This is a genomic window from Streptomyces sp. NPDC041970 (assembly GCF_055588985.1).
In genome coordinates this window covers 40,050-57,998 of sequence record NZ_JBVJCD010000022.1, presented here as the reverse complement: position 1 = coordinate 57,998, position 17,949 = coordinate 40,050, and the positions used below count along the sequence as shown (strand labels likewise).

Annotated in this window: 17 protein-coding genes; 6 read left to right on the top strand and 11 right to left on the bottom strand. The window is 72.6% G+C overall.

The genetic code is table 11. The features are described 5' to 3' along the window. Positions 1-10: 10 nt before the first annotated feature. Positions 11-340, bottom strand: coding sequence for an ATP/GTP-binding protein (locus ACZ6EJ_RS13875; RefSeq protein ID WP_469267089.1), 330 nt, complete (start codon positions 338-340; stop codon positions 11-13). 213 nt (positions 341-553) lie between these two features. Here ACZ6EJ_RS13875 and ACZ6EJ_RS13870 point away from each other — a divergent pair, with 213 nt between their 5' ends. Continuing rightward, entirely contained in the window at positions 554-1,597 is a 1,044-nt protein-coding gene (locus ACZ6EJ_RS13870; protein ID WP_469267087.1) for an LLM class flavin-dependent oxidoreductase, read from the top strand. A gap of 95 nt (positions 1,598-1,692) precedes the next feature. Here the strand turns inward: ACZ6EJ_RS13870 and ACZ6EJ_RS13865 are convergent, their stop codons facing one another. Continuing rightward, positions 1,693-2,085 (bottom strand): SCO5389 family protein, encoded by a 393-nt coding sequence (locus ACZ6EJ_RS13865; RefSeq protein WP_469267086.1) that lies wholly within the window; start codon positions 2,083-2,085, stop codon positions 1,693-1,695. Positions 2,086-2,358: 273 nt separating this feature from the next. Between ACZ6EJ_RS13865 and nucS the strand changes: the two genes are divergently transcribed. Then, positions 2,359-3,021, top strand: coding sequence for an endonuclease NucS (nucS, locus tag ACZ6EJ_RS13860; protein ID WP_469267085.1), 663 nt, complete (start codon positions 2,359-2,361; stop codon positions 3,019-3,021). 67 nt (positions 3,022-3,088) lie between these two features. Here the strand turns inward: nucS and ACZ6EJ_RS13855 are convergent, their stop codons facing one another. The 3 genes from ACZ6EJ_RS13855 to ACZ6EJ_RS13845 form a co-directional block, all read right to left on the bottom strand. Continuing rightward, positions 3,089-5,536 carry an ATP-binding protein gene (locus ACZ6EJ_RS13855; protein WP_469267083.1) on the bottom strand — a complete coding sequence of 816 codons (2,448 nt, stop codon included), beginning with the start codon at positions 5,534-5,536 and terminating at the stop codon, positions 3,089-3,091. Between the two features lie 273 nt (positions 5,537-5,809). Beyond that, positions 5,810-6,133, bottom strand: a complete 324-nt coding sequence (locus ACZ6EJ_RS13850; RefSeq protein ID WP_469267082.1) for an STAS domain-containing protein — start codon at positions 6,131-6,133, stop codon at positions 5,810-5,812. 267 nt (positions 6,134-6,400) lie between these two features. Further along, on the bottom strand, positions 6,401-7,249 hold the full coding sequence (locus tag ACZ6EJ_RS13845) for a 3-hydroxyacyl-CoA dehydrogenase family protein (protein ID WP_469267080.1): 849 nt from the start codon (positions 7,247-7,249) through the stop codon (positions 6,401-6,403). 246 nt (positions 7,250-7,495) lie between these two features. Between ACZ6EJ_RS13845 and ACZ6EJ_RS13840 the strand changes: the two genes are divergently transcribed. Next, entirely contained in the window at positions 7,496-8,068 is a 573-nt protein-coding gene (locus ACZ6EJ_RS13840) for a cob(I)yrinic acid a,c-diamide adenosyltransferase (protein WP_469267079.1), read from the top strand. A 58-nt stretch (positions 8,069-8,126) separates the two neighbouring features. On the opposite strand, the gene ACZ6EJ_RS13835 is transcribed toward ACZ6EJ_RS13840, so the two are convergent. Further along, on the bottom strand, positions 8,127-8,696 hold the full coding sequence (locus tag ACZ6EJ_RS13835; protein ID WP_469267077.1) for a hypothetical protein: 570 nt from the start codon (positions 8,694-8,696) through the stop codon (positions 8,127-8,129). 151 nt (positions 8,697-8,847) lie between these two features. Between ACZ6EJ_RS13835 and ACZ6EJ_RS13830 the strand changes: the two genes are divergently transcribed. The 3 genes from ACZ6EJ_RS13830 (at position 8,848) to ACZ6EJ_RS13820 (ending at position 12,738) form a co-directional block, all read left to right on the top strand. Next, a complete protein-coding gene (locus ACZ6EJ_RS13830) occupies positions 8,848-10,050 on the top strand; it encodes a sensor histidine kinase (protein WP_469267076.1) in 1,203 nt (400 codons plus the stop codon). Next, positions 10,047-10,697 (top strand): response regulator, encoded by a 651-nt coding sequence (locus tag ACZ6EJ_RS13825; RefSeq protein WP_469267075.1) that lies wholly within the window; start codon positions 10,047-10,049, stop codon positions 10,695-10,697. The genes ACZ6EJ_RS13830 and ACZ6EJ_RS13825 overlap by 4 nt, the downstream gene beginning before the upstream one ends. 169 nt (positions 10,698-10,866) lie before the next feature. Then, a complete protein-coding gene (locus ACZ6EJ_RS13820) occupies positions 10,867-12,738 on the top strand; it encodes a glycosyl hydrolase family 18 protein (protein WP_469267074.1) in 1,872 nt (623 codons plus the stop codon). A gap of 134 nt (positions 12,739-12,872) precedes the next feature. Here ACZ6EJ_RS13820 and ACZ6EJ_RS13815 read toward each other — a convergent pair whose 3' ends face one another. The 5 genes from ACZ6EJ_RS13815 to atpA form a co-directional block, all read right to left on the bottom strand. After that, positions 12,873-13,319 carry a DUF2550 domain-containing protein gene (locus tag ACZ6EJ_RS13815; RefSeq protein ID WP_469267072.1) on the bottom strand — a complete coding sequence of 149 codons (447 nt, stop codon included), beginning with the start codon at positions 13,317-13,319 and terminating at the stop codon, positions 12,873-12,875. 133 nt (positions 13,320-13,452) lie between these two features. Continuing rightward, positions 13,453-13,827 carry a F0F1 ATP synthase subunit epsilon gene (locus tag ACZ6EJ_RS13810; protein WP_469267071.1) on the bottom strand — a complete coding sequence of 125 codons (375 nt, stop codon included), beginning with the start codon at positions 13,825-13,827 and terminating at the stop codon, positions 13,453-13,455. A 109-nt stretch (positions 13,828-13,936) separates the two neighbouring features. Then, positions 13,937-15,388 (bottom strand): F0F1 ATP synthase subunit beta, encoded by a 1,452-nt coding sequence (gene atpD, locus ACZ6EJ_RS13805; RefSeq protein WP_469267069.1) that lies wholly within the window; start codon positions 15,386-15,388, stop codon positions 13,937-13,939. After that, the gene (locus tag ACZ6EJ_RS13800) at positions 15,389-16,306 is read right to left on the bottom strand and encodes a F0F1 ATP synthase subunit gamma (protein ID WP_469267067.1); all 918 of its coding nucleotides are present in this window, start codon (positions 16,304-16,306) and stop codon (positions 15,389-15,391) included. It lies immediately after the preceding gene. 3 nt (positions 16,307-16,309) lie between these two features. After that, positions 16,310-17,881 carry a F0F1 ATP synthase subunit alpha gene (gene atpA / locus ACZ6EJ_RS13795; RefSeq protein WP_469267065.1) on the bottom strand — a complete coding sequence of 524 codons (1,572 nt, stop codon included), beginning with the start codon at positions 17,879-17,881 and terminating at the stop codon, positions 16,310-16,312. Between the last annotated feature and the right edge of the window lie 68 nt (positions 17,882-17,949).

The window sequence follows — 17,949 nt, the reverse complement described above, 5'->3', positions numbered from 1 at the left end:
CCGCCGCGGCTCAGTGGCGCGGCGCGTTCCGGGACCGCTGCACCCGTGTGGTGCGGCGGTCCTTCGCGTTCCAGCACGCCTTGTGCCAGTGCCTGCGGTCCTCGATGCCGCCGAACTCGGGCCAGGCGACGAGGTGCGGGACGCCGGAGGGGATCTCCTGGTCGCAGCCGGGGCAGCGGTAGCGCTTGCCCTGGGCGTTGGCGCCGCTGACCGGGCGCACCGACCACTCCTCGCCCTGCCAGCTCTCGCTCGTGCCTCCTCCGCCGTACCGCCCCATCGCCGTGCCGGGGCGGATGACGGGACTCTCGCCGCCACGGGGGCGGTTGCGGCGCGGGGACACGGGACACCTCACGGGGCGGTTCGGGCACGGTGCGCCCAAGCCTAGAGCCTGTCGCACGGGGCAGTCGTCGGGTGGGCGGCCGTTACGCACCGGCCGCGTGGAGGGTTAGCGGAAAATCGCAACAACTTCCCGACGGGACCGTGCCTTTGGCACGTGTCAGGCGTTGTTGCCGGTGGGGGGAGCAACGCGTCGGCCGCGAGGAGGCAATAGGCGATGCGCATCGGAACGTTCGTTCTGGCAGCCCAGTTTCCGGGGCAGGGACCGGGCGAGGCCCTGCACCGGGCCGTCCGGTCCACCGAGGCGGCGGAGGAGGCCGGGCTGGACTCGGTGTGGCTGGCGGAGCACCACTTCGTGCCGTACGGGGTCTGCCCGTCCGCCACCACGCTGGCCGCGCTGCTGCTGGGCCGCACCCGCCGCATCCGGGTGGGCACGGCGGTCAGCGTCCTGCCCAACCACCACCCCGTCGCCCTCGGCGAGCAGGCCGCGCTGCTGCATCTGACCAGCGGCGGCCGGTTCTCGCTGGGGGTGGGCCGGGGCGGCCCGTGGGTGGATCTGGAGGTCTTCGGCGGCGGTCTCGACGCGTACGAGAACGGCTTCCCCCAGGCGCTCGGCCTGCTGCTCGACTGGTTGCGGGAGCCCCGCGTGGCGGGGCGCTGCGAGCGGTTCGACTTCCGCGAGGTGGCGGTGGTCCCGCGCGCCGACGAGCTGCCGGCGGGACCGGGGGGCGAGGAGGGGGCGGGGCCCGAGGTCGTCGTGGCGTGCACCTCGCCGACGAGCGTGCGGCTCGCCGGGGACCGGGCGCTCCCCATGCTGCTGGGGATGCACTGCGGGGACGAGGAGAAGGCCGACATGGTCGCGCTGTGGCGGACGGCCGCCCGCGAGGCCGGGCACCCTCCCGAGGTGGTGGCGGGGGCCGCACATGTGTCCGCGGGGGTGGCCCAGATCGCGGACCGCCCCGCCGACGCGGCCGAGACGCTGGTGAAGGCGATGCCGGGCTGGCTGCGCCAGGGGCTCGACGCCCATGTCACGGTCGACGGGCGGCACCGCGTGATGCGGGACCCCGTCGCGTACACGGAGCTGCTGTGCGGGCTGCACCCGGTGGGGCCGCCGAGGCTCGCCGCCGACCGGCTCGCGGCCACCGCCGAGCGGACCGGGATCACGCGCTTCGCCCTGCTGGTGGAGGGGTCGGGCGATCTCGCGGCGACCGAGGAGAACGTGCGCCGGTTGGGCGCGGACGTGCTGCCTCTGCTCGCCTGACGCTGGGCACGAGGGCGTTCTCCCCGACGGTGGTGCGGGAGCCGCCGCCCCGGAGCCAGTCGCACCTCCACCGGTCCGGAGCGGCGGCGAGGCGTTCAGCAGTCCCGGAGTCCGGGCGACTGGTTGAGCAACTGGCCCCTCACCGAGGTGAACTTGGCCAGCCGCTCGTCGACCGAGGGGTCCAGCGGGAACACCGCGACGCGGTGGCAGTTCTGGAAGGCGAGACGCACTCCGAAATGCCGCTGCAGCGCACCGCGTATCGCATCGCTCGCGAGCGCTCGCAGAAGCTGACCACGAGCCTGCTCGTCCGGCGGCGGCGTCTGGTTGTCGGCGAACTGTCCGCCGTCGACCTTCAACTGAGCCACCAGCGAGCTGATCATCTCCCATGCGTAGGGCAGGGAGGTCCGGACGCAGTCGACGAAGTCGGCTTCGTCGACCTCGCCTCGCTCGGCCTGTTCCAACAGAGCCGGTGAGACGTCGAGCGACATGGGTTCTCCTCTCGCGGCCCCGGAGACGGTGGCCGGGGCCTTACGGGCAGGGAAGAAGGGCCACGACGCAGCGTGCACGGGCGGCGACCTCCTGCTTCCACGGTAAGGGCGCGGCCTGGGCCGCACCAGGAGATTGGGAACACAACCGGCCACTGTCGAAGGGGCGCAAAGAGGGGCAAGCCCGCGGGGTCGTGACGCGGGGCGTCCGGAGTGACGGGGGGCCACGGGTGGGGAATCGCGCCGGGCCCCGGTCGTCGAGTAGCGTTGCGGACCATGCGTCTCGTCATCGCCCGTTGCTCCGTGGACTACGCGGGCCGGCTCACAGCCCACCTGCCCTCCGCCCCCCGTCTGATCCTGGTGAAGGCGGACGGCAGCGTCTCGATCCACGCCGACGACCGGGCGTACAAACCGCTCAACTGGATGTCCCCGCCGTGCACCTTGAAGGAGGGCGACGAGGGCGTCTGGACCGTGGTGAACAAGGCGGGCGAAAAACTGATCATCACGATGGAGGAGATCCTCCACGACTCGTCGTACGAGCTGGGCGTCGATCCGGGGCTCATCAAGGACGGCGTGGAAGCGCACCTCCAGGAGCTGCTCGCGGACCGGATCGAGATCCTGGGCGAGGGCCACACCCTGATCCGCCGGGAGTACCCCACCGCGATCGGCCCGGTGGACATCCTGTGCCGGGACGCGGAGGGGCGGACGGTGGCCGTGGAGCTGAAGCGGCGCGGCGACATCGACGGCGTGGAGCAGCTGACCCGCTATCTGGAGCTGCTGAACCGCGATCCGCACCTCGCGCCGGTCCGGGGCGTCTTCGCGGCGCAGGAGATCAAGCCGCAGGCACGGGTGCTGGCGACGGACCGGGGCATCGGCTGCGTGGTGCTGGACTACGACGCGATGCGCGGCATCGAGGACGACAAGCTGCGGCTGTTCTGACGGCGGCGGGGAGCCGGGCGGCCCACGGGGATCGTGGGCCGCCCGGCTTCCGCGTGTCCGGGGCCGGTCAGAGGGTCGGTTCGGCGGCCTCGTCGCTCTCCGCTGCGGCGGAGGACGTCAGCTCCGGGCCGCTCGCGGAGTCGGTGGTGTCCGGCGCGGAGGGCTCGGGGTCCGGGGTCGGCGAGGAGGGCGGGGGGCCGGTCGGCGACTCGGACGGCGTCGTGGTCGGGGACCCGCCGCCGTCGGTCGGCGTGGGCTCCGGCGAGGTCGGCGTGGGGGACGGTTCGCCGGACGGGTCGCCGCTCCCGTCGTCCGTCGGCGCGCCCGTCCCCGGAGAGGCGGTGCCCGTCGCGGTGGCGCTGGGGGTGGGCGTGCCGGAGGTGCTGGGGCGGGGCGACGCGGAGGCGGACGGGGTGGTGGGCGCGCCGTCCTCGGCCGTCCCCGGACCGGGCGCCGACCCGTCGCCGGTGGCGTCGGAGGGCGCGGGGTCGCCGGCGCCGTCGCCGGTGGGCGACTGCTCGGTGGTGACGGTGCGGCGGGTCGGCTCCTCGCCGTCCGCGGTGACGCCGAGGGTGACCACGGTCCCGAGCACCGCGATCAGCAGCGCGCCCGCCCCCGCGGCGGCCAGGTTGCGCCGGGCGCCGCCCAGGAGTCCGCGGCGGCGGGGCCCTCGGGGCGCGGCGGGCCCGGCGGGCAGCGCGGCGGAGAGCAGGGTGGGGCGCTCCTCGGGGGCCGGCCGGGGGAACCGCGCCGGACCGGGAAAGCCCATCGGCGGGGTGTCCTGGCGTACGGCGGCGGCCTCGTCGACCGCGGCGGCGCCGCCGAGGGGGGCGAAGTCGCCCGTGCGGTCCGCGACCAGGGCGAGCGCGCGGCGCCCGGCGACCGCGCCGGCCCGGTCCGCGAGCGCGCCGCGCATCCCGACCGACGTCTCCAGCTCGGTGCGGGCCCGGTCCGGGTCGCCGGTGCAGAGCGCGAGGACGCCCAGCTCGTGGTGGAAGTACGCCTCCTGGGCGACCTCGCCGGCGATCCTGGCGGCCTCCTGGCCGATGCGCAGGGCCCGCTCCCAGGCGCCCCAGCCGAGCCCGGCGGCGAAGGCGGGAGCGGCGCCGCGGGCCAGCAGGACGGCGGCGCTGGCCTGTCCCGCCTCGCCGCCGGGGACCAGCCGGCCCAGGGCGGCGACGATCGCGTCGGACTCCGCGACGGCCCGCCGCGGGGTGACCGAGGGGTGCGAGGTCCACCAGGCGTAGTGCTGGGCCGCGGTACGGGCGTGGGCGGTGGCGTCGTCGGCGTAACCGCCGGCCTCCAGTTGGGCCAGGACCCCGGCGGCGAGGCGGTAGCGCGGTCCGGCCGGGGAGAGCAGCCCGCAGCCCGCGAGCTCGCCGAGCGCGGCGTCCGCGTGGGTGTCGCCCACGAGGGCCGGCAGGTGGGCCTGGTGGGGCACCTCGCCGCCGAGGGCGACGGCGAAGCGCAGGGTGTCGCGGGCGGCCTCGCTGAGCCGCGAGGCGAGCGGCACGGCGGGCGCGGCCGCCGTGCCGATGCTGGGCAGGGGGACGTCCGGGGCGTCGGCGGCGGGCGGTTCGCCGTCGTGCGCCTCGGCGTCGGCGCGCAGCCGGTCGTGCTGACGCAGCAGGGACCCGGCCTGGACGAAGCGCAGGGGCAGGCCCTCGGACTCGAACCAGAGGTCGCCCGCCCAGTTCCGCTCCGGCTCGGTCAGGGGGCGCTCGACCACCTTCTCCAGCAGTTCGAGCGAGGCGGCGCGGCCGAGGCCGGCGAGAAGGACCTCGTCCAGGTGGGGGTCGACGCCGGGCGTGGTGACCTCGGGGGTGGCGGCGAGGAGGTAGGCGCACTCGGGCGTGGCGTCGAGCAGTTCGTCCAGGGCCGTGCCGCCGAACTCCAGGTCGTCGATGATGACGACGGCGCCCACGTCCCGGACGAGCGCGAGGAGTTCGTCCTGGTCGGGCCGGTGCAGCGGCGCCTTGTACACCGTGTCGAACAGGGTGTGCGTGAGGTCGGCGGCGGTGCGCCCGCGGCCGCAGAGGCGTATGACGCCGTCGGGGGCGAGGTCGGCGCAGTCGGCGGCGACGGCGTCCAGCAGCGCGGTGCGGCCGGAGCCGGGCTGGCCGGTCAGCCGTACGCTGCGGCCGCGCGACAGCAGGCCGACCAGCCTCTCGCGCTCCTCCTGCCGTTCCAGCAGGGGCAGTTGGGGCGCGGGCGGGCCGGCGGGCACGGGGGGCGCGCCCGCGCGCTCGTGTTCGGCGCGCTCGGCGGGGGTGCGGCGGACGGGCGCGGCGGGCCGCGAGCCCGGCGGGCAGGACTCGACCTCGCTGCCGTCGACGGGGTTGACCGTCAGGAGGAGGTCTCCGGCGGTCAGTTGGACGACGCGGACCTGCTGCGGGGACCGCTGGGCGAAGTCCGCCGCCCCGGCCTCGCGCGCGGGCCGCCGCTGGCCGGGCTCGCCGCCCGAGCCGTCCCGGCCCTGTCCGTGCTCTTCCGGTGCCCGGTGTGTCGGGTCCATCGCCAAGTCCCCCAGACGCGTCGTGCGCGGTCGTCCCTCCGGCCTCGCACGTCCCGCTGTCGCTTCCGGCCCGGCGTCCGCCCGTGGGTCAGGTGCATTCGGCGGACGGCCGAACCCTAGACCGTGTCCCAGTATCTCCGAACCGGCGGGGTGCCACGCCGTCCGTGACGTCACGTTCCGGTGAGGATTGCGTGACTTCTTCCGCCGTGCGCGGTCGGCGCGGCCGGGGATTCCCGTACGGCGGAGCGGCGCGTCGGGGGCGGCGGGCGGAAATCAGACGCGGGGCAGCGATTCGGCGGCGAGCCCGCCCTCGATCGCCAGGATGCGGTGCAGCCGGGTGGCCACCAGGAGGCGCTGCATCTGCGGCGGCACGCCGCGCAGCACGAGGCGGCGTCCGGCCCGGCCGGCCCGGCGGTGGGCCCCCATGATGACGCCCAGTCCGGTGGCGTCCCAGGAGTCCAGCTCGGTCAGGTCCAGCACCAGGTCGCCGGCTCCGTCGTCGACCGCCGAGTGCAGGACCGTACGGGCGTCCGCCGCGCTTCGGACGTCGAGGCGGCCCCCGACGACCAGCTCGGCGTGGTCGCCCCTGATGTGCATATGCGCTCCCCGGTGGTGCTCGGTAGCAAGGTCCGTCTGTCTGTTCTGTCTGCCACAACTGACTGCCGCGACGACAGGGAAGTTGCCGTCTGTGAGCGAACCGATACCAAGTTCACTCGGTGGAGTGAAGCCGGTTCGACGGAGGCCGGTCCCTGCCCGGTACACTCCCCGGCTCCCCCGGCCCTGACGGCGGTGGGGCGGCGGGCCGGGGAGAGCGGAATCCGGTCGGTACGGGCGCGGGCGCCGTCGGTGCGGCGCGCGGCCCGGTCAGTACGTGTAGAAGCCCTGCCCGCTCTTGCGCCCGATGTCACCTGCGTCGACCATCCGGCGCATCAGCTCGGGGGCGGCGAACTTCTCGTCCTGGGACTCGGTGTAGATGTTGCCGGTGGCGTGCAGCAGGATGTCGACGCCGGTCAGGTCGGCCGTGGCGAGCGGCCCCATGGCGTGGCCGAAGCCCAGCTTGCAGGCGGTGTCGATGTCCTCGGCCGAGGCGACGCCCGACTCGTACAGCTTGGCGGCCTCCACGACGAGCGCCGAGATCAGCCGGGTGGTGACGAAGCCCGCCACGTCCCGGTTGACGACGATGCAGGTCTTGCCGACGGACTCCGCGAACGCGCGCGCGGTGGCGAGGGTCTCGTCGCTGGTCTTGTAGCCGCGCACCAGCTCGCACAGCCGCATCATCGGCACCGGCGAGAAGAAGTGCACGCCGACGACGCGCTCCGGACGCTCCGTCACGGCCGCGATCTTGGTGATCGGGATGGCGGAGGTGTTGGAGGCCAGGACGGTGTGCTCGCCGACGACCTTGTCCAGGGCCCGGAAGATCTCGTGCTTGACTTCCAGCTTCTCGAAGACCGCCTCCACCACCACGTCCGCGTCGGCGACGGCGTCGAGGTCGGTGGTGGTGGTGATGCGGCCGAGGGCGGCCTCGGCGTCGGCCGCCGCCAGCGTGCCCTTGGAGACGAACTTGTCGTACGAGGCCCTGATGCCGTCGCGGCCGCGGGCCAGCGCGGCGTCGGTGACGTCCCGCAGCACGACGTCCCAGCCGGCCTGGGCGGAGACCTGGGCGATACCGGACCCCATGAGTCCGGCCCCGATGACGGCGAGCTTCCTGGCCACGTTCGCACCCCTTGGTCTCTGTCCGCCTGAGCGGCTCGTGTTCACGGCGGTTCACATGTTCTCCGGCGGAGATTAGTACCCGCCGGGCACACTGGGGCCCTGAAGAGATGCGCGTCACGTCCCGTTTGACGGACATCACACCGGGTGGGCCCACCGGGCGGCGCGGCGCTCGGAGTTGGGGTCCCGCCCGCCGGGCCGGCGCCCCGTACGGGGGTGCGCCGGGCCGGGGCTGACTACGCTGGGCCCATGGTCAATCTGACGCGCATCTACACCCGGACCGGCGACGCGGGCACCACGGCGCTCGGCGACATGAGCCGCACCGCCAAGACCGATCTGCGGATCGCGGCGTACGCGGACGCCAACGAGGCCAACGCGGTGATCGGGACCGCCATCGCGCTCGGGAGCCTGTCCGAGGAGGTGGTGAAGGTCCTCGTGCGCGTCCAGAACGACCTCTTCGACGTGGGCGCCGACCTGTCCACCCCGGTGGTGGCGGAGCCCACGTACCCGCCGCTGCGGGTCGAGCAGTCCTACGTCGACAAGTTGGAGGCGGACTGCGACCGCTTCCTGGAGGAGCTGGAGAAGCTCCGCAGCTTCATCCTCCCCGGCGGCACGCCCGGCGCGGCCCTGCTCCACCAGGCGTGCACGGTGGTCCGCCGGGCGGAGCGCTCCACCTGGGCGGCCCTGGAGGTGCACGGCGCGTCGATGAACGCCCTGACCGCCACCTATCTCAACCGCCTCTCCGACCTCCTGTTCATCCTGGCGCGGAGCGCCAACAAGGAGGTCGGGGACGTGCTGTGGGTGCCGGGCGGCGAGCGCTGACGGCGGCGGTCCGCGCCCCGGAGGAGCGGGGCGCGGACCGGGGCTCGGATAGCGGGGCCTACGAACGGTGGGCGGTCTCCCGCTCGGCGAGGCCCTCGGGCGCGCGCTTCGGGAAGACGGTGTAGCCCGCGGCGATCACCAGGTTGACGGCGATCACCAGGCCCATCTTCTGCTGCCACATCCGCAGCGAGCCGATCTCCCCGGCCGTGCCGACGTACCAGACGGCGGCCTGGAGCAGGGCGAGCGCGGTCGTCGCGGCGATGATCCAGCGGGCCGCCGTGCGCCACTCGTGGGCGGCGCGGGCCATGCCGTACTTCGGCGGCCGGACCGGCGGCGGGCCGCCGAACCAGCGGTGGGCGACGCGGGCGTCGACCCACGCGACCGTGGCGCGGCCCAGGCCCACGGTGTAGCCGATGTAGACGGCGGCCAGGCCGTGCTTCCAGTCCGGCTCGGCCCCGTTCCTCAGGTCGATCGCGGTCACCACCAGCAGCACGGCCTCCAGCAGCGGCTCGCACAGCAGCACGGCCGCGCCGAGCCTCGGCCTTCGGGCGACGTACCGCAGCGCGAGCCCGGCGGCCAGCAGCACCCAGAAGGCGATCTCGCAGGCCACGACCAGTAGGGCGATCATGGTTTCCCTCCTCCCGTTCCCCTCCAGGCTCCCCCGCGCCCGGCGGCGGGGCGTCGTCGGCGGTGACGAGACGCGGCTGCATCCTTCGATGTAGCCGGGCATCGGTCCGCGTAGGGAGGCCGGGCGGTGGCGGCGCGTGTTGGATGGAGGGATGTCCACCGCGCTCCGACCCCACCGCGACGACGTGGCCCTCGCCGTCTCCGGGCTGCTCGGGGGCCTGCTCATGTGGCGTTTCGGGCCGCTCATCCAGGGCGGCCGCCCCTTCGACGCGCCCTGGGCGGTCCTCGTCCCGCTGACCGTGATGGCCGGCGGGGAGCTGCTGCGCCGCAACGCCCCCTCGACGGCCCTGGCCGTCGGCTCCCTGGCGCTGGTCGCGGACCAGTTCACCTCCGGCAGCCTGGTGACCGTCCTGATGTACACGGACATCGTGTACGCGGCCGTGCTGTACGGGACCCCGGCCGCGGCCCGCCGCGTCCCGGCGGCCTCGCTCCTGGTCAGCGTCGCGGCCGCGGTCGGCCTGCCGGCGTGGTTCCGTACGTCCGAGGCGCTGCTGGTCGGCGTCGTCGTCGGGCTGGTCGTCTTCGTCCCGGCGCTCACCGGGGTCAGCGTGCGCAGCCACCGCACCGCCGCCGACGCCGCCCGGCTGGCCGCCCGCCAGACCGCGCGGCTGGCCGAGATGGACCGGAGGCAGGCGGTGGTCGCCGAGCGGGCGCGGATGGCGCGGGAGCTGCACGACATGGTGGCCAACCACCTCTCCGCCGTGGCGATCCACTCCACGGCGGCCCTGTCCATCGACGACCCGGACACCTCGCGGCGCGCCCTGGGGGTGATCCGGGAGAACAGCGTCGAGGGCCTGGCGGAGATGCGCCGGTTGATCGGGCTGCTGCGCGAGGGCGGCGAGGAGGGCGCGCCCGCCGCCGCCCCGTCGCTGGACGCGCTGGACGCGCTGGTCGAGCAGACGAACGCGGCCGGTGCGGCGGGCGGGCTGGTCTGCACGCTGGAGGACACCCGTGCGGCGGGCGGCCGGGGGCTGCCGACACCGGTCGAGCTGGCCGCGTACCGAATCGTGCAGGAGTCGCTGACCAACGCCCTCAAGCACGCCGCGCCGGGCCCGGTCACCGTGCGGCTCTCGCTGGCGGACGGGGTGCTGGCGGTCGAGGTGGCCAGCGTGTACGGGCGTCGGCCGGGGCCCACCGCGCCGGGCTCGGGGGCCGGGCTCGTCGGCATGAGGGAGCGGGTGGCGCTGCTCGGCGGGACGATCGGCGCCGGACCCGAGGCGGGCGGCGGCGAGGGGGGCACGGTCTGGCGGGTCCGGGCCCGACTGCCCGCGGCGGAGAGGACCATGAGGCCATGACGATTCGGGTGGTGGTCGCGGAGGACCAGTCGGCGGTGCGCGCGGGGTTGGTGCTGATCCTCTCCAGCGCGCCGGACGTCGAGGTCGTCGGGGAGGCGGCGGACGGCGAGGCGGCGGTGCGCCTGGCCCGCGAGCTGGGCCCCGACCTGGTCCTGATGGACGTGCAGATGCCGCGGCTGGACGGGGTGTCGGCGACCCGTCGGGTGGTGTCCGAGGGGTTGGCGGACGTCCTGGTGCTCACCACGTTCGACCTGGACGAGTACGTCTTCGGGGCGCTGCGGGCGGGCGCGGCGGGCTTCCTGCTGAAGAACGCCGACGCCCGCGACCTGCTGGAGGCGGTGCGCACGGTCGCGCGCGGCGAGGGGCTGATCGCTCCGGCCGTGACCCGCCGGCTGATCGCGGAGTTCGCGGGCGCCGCCTCCGTACGGGGCCGGGGGGCGGCCGATCCGGCGGTGCTGGACCCGCTCACCCGGCGCGAGCGGGAGGTGCTGGGATGCCTGGGCGAGGGGCTGTCGAACGCGGAGATCGCCCTGCGGCTGTCGATGGCCGAGGCCACGGTGAAGACGCACGTCAGCAGGTTGCTGGGCAAGCTGGAGCTGCGCAGCCGGGTGCAGGCGGCGGTTTTGGCGCGGGAGTTGGGGGTTTGACCCGTGCCCCGCGGACTTTGGTCCAGACCTCTTGACGATTGGTCCAGACCTTCCTACTGTCACCGAACACACACTGCGGTGAGTACGGGGAGCACCCTGTACTCAGGGCGGCGCAGGGTGGCAGTCCACGGTTTACCCCCGTTCGTTGGACCTCACCCGAGGAGCACCGTTGAGCACTGAATCCCCCCAACGCCGATCCAGGTTCAGATGGATACCCGCCCGGACCGGCAGATCCAAGGTCGTCGCGGGCCTGACCGCGCTCGTCGTCCCGCTGGCCGCGATGGTGGGGCTCGCCTCCCCCGCGTCGGCCGCCGCCTCCGCCACCGCCACGTACGTCAAGAAGTCGGACTGGGGCAGCGGCTTCGAGGGCCAGTGGACGGTGAAGAACACCGGCACCGCCGCGCTCTCCTCCTGGACGGTCGAGTGGGACTTCCCCTCCGGCACGTCGGTCGGCTCCGCCTGGGACGCCAACGTGACCGGCGCCGCCGGCCACTGGACCGCCAAGAACCTCAGTTGGAACGGGACCCTCGCCCCCGGCGCCAGCATCAGCTTCGGCTTCAACGGCACCGGTTCCGGCTCCCCCTCCGGCTGCAAGCTCAACGGCGCCTCCTGTGACGGCGGCGGCCAGCCCGGCGACGCCGCCCCCTCGGCCCCCGGCACCCCCACCACCAGCGACGTCACCGACACCTCGGTGAAGCTGAGCTGGGCCGCGGCCACGGACGACAAGGGCGTCAAGAACTACGACGTGCTGCGCGACGGCGCGAAGGTCGCCACGGTCACCGGCACCACGTACACCAACACCGGCCTGACCAAGGGCACCGACTACACCTACGCCGTGCAGGCGCGGGACACCGCCGACCAGACCGGCCCGGTCTCCGGCACCGTCTCCGTGCGCACCACCGGTGGCGGCGGCGAGCAGCCCGGCGGCAACAAGGTCAACCTGGGCTACTTCACCAACTGGGGCGTCTACGGGCGCAACTACCACGTCAAGAACCTGGTGACGTCCGGCTCCGCCGCGAAGATCACGCACATCAACTACGCCTTCGGCAACGTGCAGAACGGCAAGTGCACCATCGGCGACTCGTACGCCGACTACGAGAAGGCCTACACCGCCGACCAGTCGGTCGACGGCGTCGCCGACACGTGGGACCAGCCGCTGCGCGGCAGCTTCAACCAGCTCCGCAAGCTGAAGGCCAAGTACCCGCACATCAAGGTCCTCTGGTCGTTCGGCGGCTGGACCTGGTCCGGCGGCTTCCCCCAGGCCGCGCAGAACCCGGCCGCGTTCGCCCAGTCCTGCTACGACCTGGTCGAGGACCCGCGCTGGGCCGATGTCTTCGACGGCATCGACCTGGACTGGGAGTACCCCAACGCCTGCGGTCTCACCTGTGACACCAGCGGTCCGGCCGCACTGAAGAACCTCGCCTCCGCCACGCGGGCGAAGTTCGGCGCCAAGAACCTGGTCACCGCCGCCATCACCGCGGACGGCTCCGAGGGCGGCAAGATCGACGCCGCCGACTACGCGGGCGCCGCCCAGTCCATGGACTGGTACAACGTGATGACGTACGACTTCTTCGGCGCCTGGGCGGCCAAGGGCCCGACGGCCCCGCACTCCCCGCTCACGCCCTACACCGGCATCCCGCAGCAGGGCTTCACCTCCGCCGAGGCCATCGCCAAGCTGAAGGCCAAGGGCGTCCCGGCCAACAAGCTCCTCCTGGGCATCGGCTTCTACGGCCGCGGCTGGACCGGCGTCACCCAGTCCGCCCCCGGCGGCACGGCGACCGGCGCGGCCCCCGGCACGTACGAGGCGGGCATCGAGGACTACAAGGTCCTCAAGAGCACCTGCCCGACCACCGGCACCATCGCCGGAACCGCCTACGCCCACTGCGGCACCAACTGGTGGAGCTACGACACCCCGGCCACCATCGGCACCAAGATGGCCTGGGCCAAGAACCAGGGCCTGGGAGGCGCGTTCTTCTGGGAGTTCAGCGGTGACACCAGCAACGGCGAGCTGGTGACCGCGATGGACAGCGGTCTCCGGTAGCACCGGGCTGAACCCCGCACCCTGAGCCGAACCCCGCACCACCCCCGAAAAGCGCCGGGGAGACAGGTCCGCCCCCTGTCTCCCCGGTCTTTCGCTGTGCGCCCCGCCCCTTCCCGAGGGCCGGGGGGCCGCTCCTAGGCCACGTTGACCCGCTGGCCGGGCGGCGCCGCCTCCAGCCAGGCCAGGAAGCCGGTGAGGGCGTCCTCGCTCATCGCCAGCTCCAGGCGGATCCCGCGGTGGAGGCAGCCGAGCACGACGGAGTCGGAGAGCAGGGCCAGCTCCTCCTCGCCCTCCGGCAACCGGCGCGCGACCACCTCGATCGCAGAACGCTCCAGGCCCCGGCGGGGGCGAGGAGCGTAGGAGAAGACGCGGAACCAGTCGACGCGGTCACCGCTGTAGCGGGCGACCCCGTACACCCAGCCCTTGCCGGAGGGGTCGGGCTCCTCGGAGACGTCCCAGCGCAGACTGCAGTCGAACGTTCCGCCGGACCGCTGGATCAACCGCCGGCGCAGTCCGAAGACGAACAGCCCCAACAGGGCCAGTACGACGACCGATGCGCCCACCCACAACGCGAGGACCATCTCCACCGACCTCCTCGCATCGTCGAGTAACGGATACCGCAAACGTCAGTGCACCTGCATCGCCTCAGCCGCGACACGGCTGGATCGCTCCAGCTCGGGCCGCGGCTGAGTAAAAACATCTGTCAGCGGGGTGCTAGCGCACCGCCACCGCGCGCAGTCGTACGTCCGCACGCCGCTGGGCAGCGCCGTCCGCCTCCGACTTCGCGAGCTCCAGCGCCCGCTCGGCGCGCTCGACATCGATCTCGTCCGCCAGCTCGGCGATCTCGGCCAGCAGCGACAGCTTGTCGTCCGCGAACGAGATGAAACCACCGTGCACGGCGGCGACGACGGTGCCGCCCTCGCTCGTGCGGATCGTCACCGGGCCCGATTCCAGCACACCGAGAAGCGGCTGGTGACCGGGCATGACGCCGATGTCGCCGGACGTGGTGCGCGCGACGACCAGGGTGGCCTCGCCGGACCAGACACTACGGTCGGCGGCGACCAGCTCGACATGCAGCTCAGCAGCCAAGGGTGGCTCCTCGGGTCACCACCCGGCGGTCGAGCCGGGTGTTGGGTCAATTCTACGGGGCGTGGTGAGGGGGGCGGGACACACCCGCCCCCCTCGGTGAGCCGGAGGCTCAGGAGACGCCGAGCTCCTTGGCCTTGGCCTTGAGGTCGTCCAGGCCACCGCACATGAAGAACGCCTGCTCCGGGAAGTGGTCGTACTCACCGTCGCAGATCGCGTTGAACGCGGCGATCGACTCGTCGAGCGGCACGTCCGAACCGTCCAGGCCGGTGAACTGCTTGGCGGCGTGGGTGTTCTGCGACAGGAAGCGCTCGACGCGACGGGCGCGGTGGACGACGAGCTTGTCCTCTTCGCCCAGCTCGTCGATGCCGAGGATCGCGATGATGTCCTGGAGGTCCTTGTACTTCTGCAGGATTCCCTTGACGCGGCTGGCCGCGGCGTAGTGGTCCTGCGAGATGTAGCGCGGGTCCAGGATGCGGGACGTGGAGTCCAGCGGGTCCACGGCCGGGTAGATGCCCTTCTCGGAGATCGGACGGGAGAGAACCGTCGTCGCGTCGAGGTGGGCGAACGTGGTGGCCGGGGCCGGGTCGGTCAGGTCGTCCGCGGGGACGTAGATCGCCTGCATCGAGGTGATCGAGTGACCGCGCGTCGAGGTGATGCGCTCCTGGAGCACACCCATCTCGTCGGCCAGGGTCGGCTGGTAGCCCACCGCGGACGGCATACGGCCGAGCAGCGTGGAGACCTCGGAGCCGGCCTGCGTGAAGCGGAAGATGTTGTCGATGAAGAGCAGCACGTCCTGCTTCTGCACATCGCGGAAGTACTCCGCCATGGTCAGGGCGGACAGGGCGACCCGCAGACGGGTCCCCGGCGGCTCGTCCATCTGGCCGAAGACGAGCGCGGTCTTGTCCAGAACGCCCGACTCGGTCATCTCGTCGATGAGGTCGTTGCCCTCACGGGTGCGCTCGCCGACACCGGCGAACACCGACACACCGTCGTGCAGCTTCGCCACACGCATGATCATTTCCTGGATGAGGACCGTCTTGCCGACGCCCGCACCACCGAAGAGACCGATCTTGCCGCCCTTGACGTACGGGGTCAGCAGGTCGACGACCTTCAGGCCGGTCTCGAACATCTCGGTCTTCGACTCGAGCTGGTCGAAGGCCGGGGCCTTGCGGTGGATCGGCCAGCGCTCGGTGATCTGCGCCTCGGCCGACGGGTCGTTCAGGATCTGGCCGAGGGTGTTGAACACCTTGCCCTTGGTGATGTCGCCGACCGGGACGGTGATGCCCGCGCCCGTGTCGGTGACCGGCGCCTGGCGGACCAGGCCGTCGGTGGGCTGCATCGAGATCGCACGGACCACGCCGTCGCCCAGGTGCTGGGCGACCTCGAGGGTCAGCGTCTTGCGGGCGCCGTCCTCGGCCGGGTCGGCCACCTCGACGTGCAGGGCGTTGTAGATCTCCGGCATCGCGTCGACGGGGAACTCCACGTCGACGACCGGGCCGATGACCCGGGCGACGCGGCCCGTGGCAGCGGCCGTCACAGCGCTGTCAGTAGTCGTCGTCATTTACTTGTCACTCCCCGCGGTCGCGTCGGCCAGAGCACTGGCACCGCCGACGATCTCGCTGATTTCCTGGGTGATTTCGGCCTGGCGGGCCGCGTTGGCAAGCCGGGACAGGCTCTTGATGAGGTCCCCGGCGTTGTCGGTGGCCGACTTCATCGCACGGCGGCGGGCGGCGTGCTCGGAAGCGGCCGCCTGGAGCAGTGCGTTGTAGATACGGCTCTCGACGTAGCGCGGCAGAAGGGCGTCGAGGACGTCCTCAGCCGACGGCTCGAAGTCGAACAGCGGAAGGATCTCACCCTTGCGGGTGCTCTCCTGCGCCACCTCGTCGAGCGAAAGCGGCAGCATCCGGTCGTCGACCGCGTTCTGCGTCATCATCGACACGAATTCCGTGAAGACGATGTGCAGCTCGTCGACGCCGCCCTCGGCCGTGTCCCGCTGGATGGCCTCGATCAACGGAGCGGCGACGCGCTTGGCATCGGCGTACGTCGGGTTGTCGGTGAAGCCGGTCCAGGAGTCCGCGACCTTGCGCTCGCGGAAGCCGTAGTACGCGACACCCTTGCGGCCGACGATGTACGCGTCGACCTCCTTGCCCTCGGAGGCAAGGCGCTCCCGCAGCCGCTCCGCGGCCTTGATGGCGTTGGAGGAGTAGCCGCCGGCCAGACCGCGGTCGCTCGTGACGAGCAGGACCGCGGCCCGGACCGGGGCCTCGACCTCGGTGGTGAGCGGGTGCTTGGCGCTGGAGCCGGTCGCCACCGCGGTCACCGCGCGGGTGAGCTCGGTCGCGTACGGCATGGACGCCGCCACCTTGCGCTGCGCCTTGACGATGCGCGAGGCGGCGATCATCTCCATCGCCTTGGTGATCTTCTTGGTCGCGGTGACGGCTTGGATGCGGCGCTTGTAAACGCGAAGCTGAGCGCCCATCGATCAGCCCTCGCCCAGGAGCTTGCCGTCCGAGGTCTCGAACTGCTGCTTGAAGGCGGCGATCGCGTCGGCGATCGACTGCAGCGTGTCGTCGGACATCTTCGCGCCCTCGGCGATGCTGGTGAGGAGGTCCTTGCGCTCGCGGCGCAGGTACTCCAGCAGCTCGGCCTCGAAGCGGCGGATGTCCTCGACCGGGACGTCGTCCATCTTGCCGGTGGTGCCGGCCCAGACCGAGACGACCTGCTCCTCGACCGGGAACGGGGCGTACTGCGGCTGCTTCAGCAGCTCGACCATGCGCTTGCCGCGCTCCAGCGACGCCTTCGAGGCCGCGTCCAGGTCGGAGCCGAAGGCGGCGAACGCCTCCAGCTCGCGGTACTGGGCGAGGTCCACGCGGAGCCGGCCGGACACCTGGCGCATGGCCTTGTGCTGGGCGGAGCCGCCGACGCGGGAGACCGAGATACCGACGTTGAGCGCCGGACGCTGACCCGCGTTGAACAGGTCGGACTCCAGGAAGCACTGGCCGTCGGTGATGGAGATGACGTTGGTCGGGATGAACGCCGACACGTCGTTCGCCTTGGTCTCGACGATCGGGAGGCCCGTCATCGAACCGGCGCCCATCTCGTCGGAGAGCTTGGCGCAGCGCTCCAGCAGACGCGAGTGCAGGTAGAAGACGTCACCGGGGTAGGCCTCGCGGCCCGGCGGGCGACGCAGCAGCAGGGACACGGCGCGGTAGGCGTCGGCCTGCTTCGAGAGGTCGTCGAAGATGATCAGGACGTGCTTGCCCTGGTACATCCAGTGCTGGCCGATGGCCGAACCGGTGTACGGCGCCAGGTACTTGAAGCCGGCCGGGTCGGACGCCGGGGCGGCGACGATGGTCGTGTACTCCAGCGCGCCGGCCTCTTCGAGCGCACCACGCACGGAGGCGATGGTGGAGCCCTTCTGGCCGATGGCGACGTAGATGCAGCGGACCTGCTTGTTCACGTCGCCCGAGCGCCAGTTGTCGCGCTGGTTGATGATCGTGTCGACGGCCAGGGCGGTCTTGCCCGTCTGGCGGTCGCCGATGATGAGCTGACGCTGGCCGCGGCCGATCGGCACCATGGCGTCGACGGCCTTGTAGCCGGTCTGCATCGGCTCGTGCACCGACTTGCGGACCATGACGCCAGGGGCCTGCAGCTCGAGGGCGCGCCGGCTGTCGGTCTCGATCTCGCCGAGACCGTCGATCGGGTTGCCGAGCGGGTCGACGACGCGGCCGAGGTAGCCCTCGCCGACGCCGACCGAGAGCACCTCACCGGTGCGCTGCACCGGCTGGCCCTCTTCGATGCCGCTGAACTCGCCGAGGACGATGGCACCGATCTCGCGCTCCTCGAGGTTGAGGGCGAGACCGAGGGTTCCGTCCTCGAACTTCAGCAGCTCGTTCGCCATGGCGGAGGGCAGACCCTCCACCTTCGCGATGCCGTCACCGGCAACGCTGACCGTACCGACCTCCTCGCGCGAGGCCGCGTCCGGCTTGTACGACTGGACGAAATTCTCCAGCGCGTCCCGGATCTCCTCCGGCCGGATCGTGAGCTCCGCCATCTGGGTTCCCTGCTCTCCTTGTTGGGCCCGAAGTTTCTTAAGGGGGTCTGGGGGCCGACCCCCAGGAA

What these genes read in the sequence shown, in the direction of transcription:
- ACZ6EJ_RS13870 (WP_469267087.1), top strand. Translation starts at nt 554, where the DNA reads ATGCGCATCGGAACGTTCGTTCTGGCAGCCCAGTTTCCGGGGCAGGGA.
- ACZ6EJ_RS13865 (WP_469267086.1), bottom strand. Translation starts at nt 2,085, where the DNA reads ATGTCGCTCGACGTCTCACCGGCTCTGTTGGAACAGGCCGAGCGAGGC.
- nucS (WP_469267085.1), top strand. Translation starts at nt 2,359, where the DNA reads ATGCGTCTCGTCATCGCCCGTTGCTCCGTGGACTACGCGGGCCGGCTC.
- ACZ6EJ_RS13855 (WP_469267083.1), bottom strand. Translation starts at nt 5,536, where the DNA reads ATGGACCCGACACACCGGGCACCGGAAGAGCACGGACAGGGCCGGGAC.
- ACZ6EJ_RS13850 (WP_469267082.1), bottom strand. Translation starts at nt 6,133, where the DNA reads ATGCACATCAGGGGCGACCACGCCGAGCTGGTCGTCGGGGGCCGCCTC.
- ACZ6EJ_RS13840 (WP_469267079.1), top strand. Translation starts at nt 7,496, where the DNA reads ATGGTCAATCTGACGCGCATCTACACCCGGACCGGCGACGCGGGCACC.
- ACZ6EJ_RS13835 (WP_469267077.1), bottom strand. Translation starts at nt 8,696, where the DNA reads ATGATCGCCCTACTGGTCGTGGCCTGCGAGATCGCCTTCTGGGTGCTG.
- ACZ6EJ_RS13830 (WP_469267076.1), top strand. Translation starts at nt 8,848, where the DNA reads ATGTCCACCGCGCTCCGACCCCACCGCGACGACGTGGCCCTCGCCGTC.
- ACZ6EJ_RS13825 (WP_469267075.1), top strand. Translation starts at nt 10,047, where the DNA reads ATGACGATTCGGGTGGTGGTCGCGGAGGACCAGTCGGCGGTGCGCGCG.
- ACZ6EJ_RS13815 (WP_469267072.1), bottom strand. Translation starts at nt 13,319, where the DNA reads ATGGTCCTCGCGTTGTGGGTGGGCGCATCGGTCGTCGTACTGGCCCTG.
- atpD (WP_469267069.1), bottom strand. Translation starts at nt 15,388, where the DNA reads ATGACGACGACTACTGACAGCGCTGTGACGGCCGCTGCCACGGGCCGC.
- ACZ6EJ_RS13800 (WP_469267067.1), bottom strand. Translation starts at nt 16,306, where the DNA reads ATGGGCGCTCAGCTTCGCGTTTACAAGCGCCGCATCCAAGCCGTCACC.
- atpA (WP_469267065.1), bottom strand. Translation starts at nt 17,881, where the DNA reads ATGGCGGAGCTCACGATCCGGCCGGAGGAGATCCGGGACGCGCTGGAG.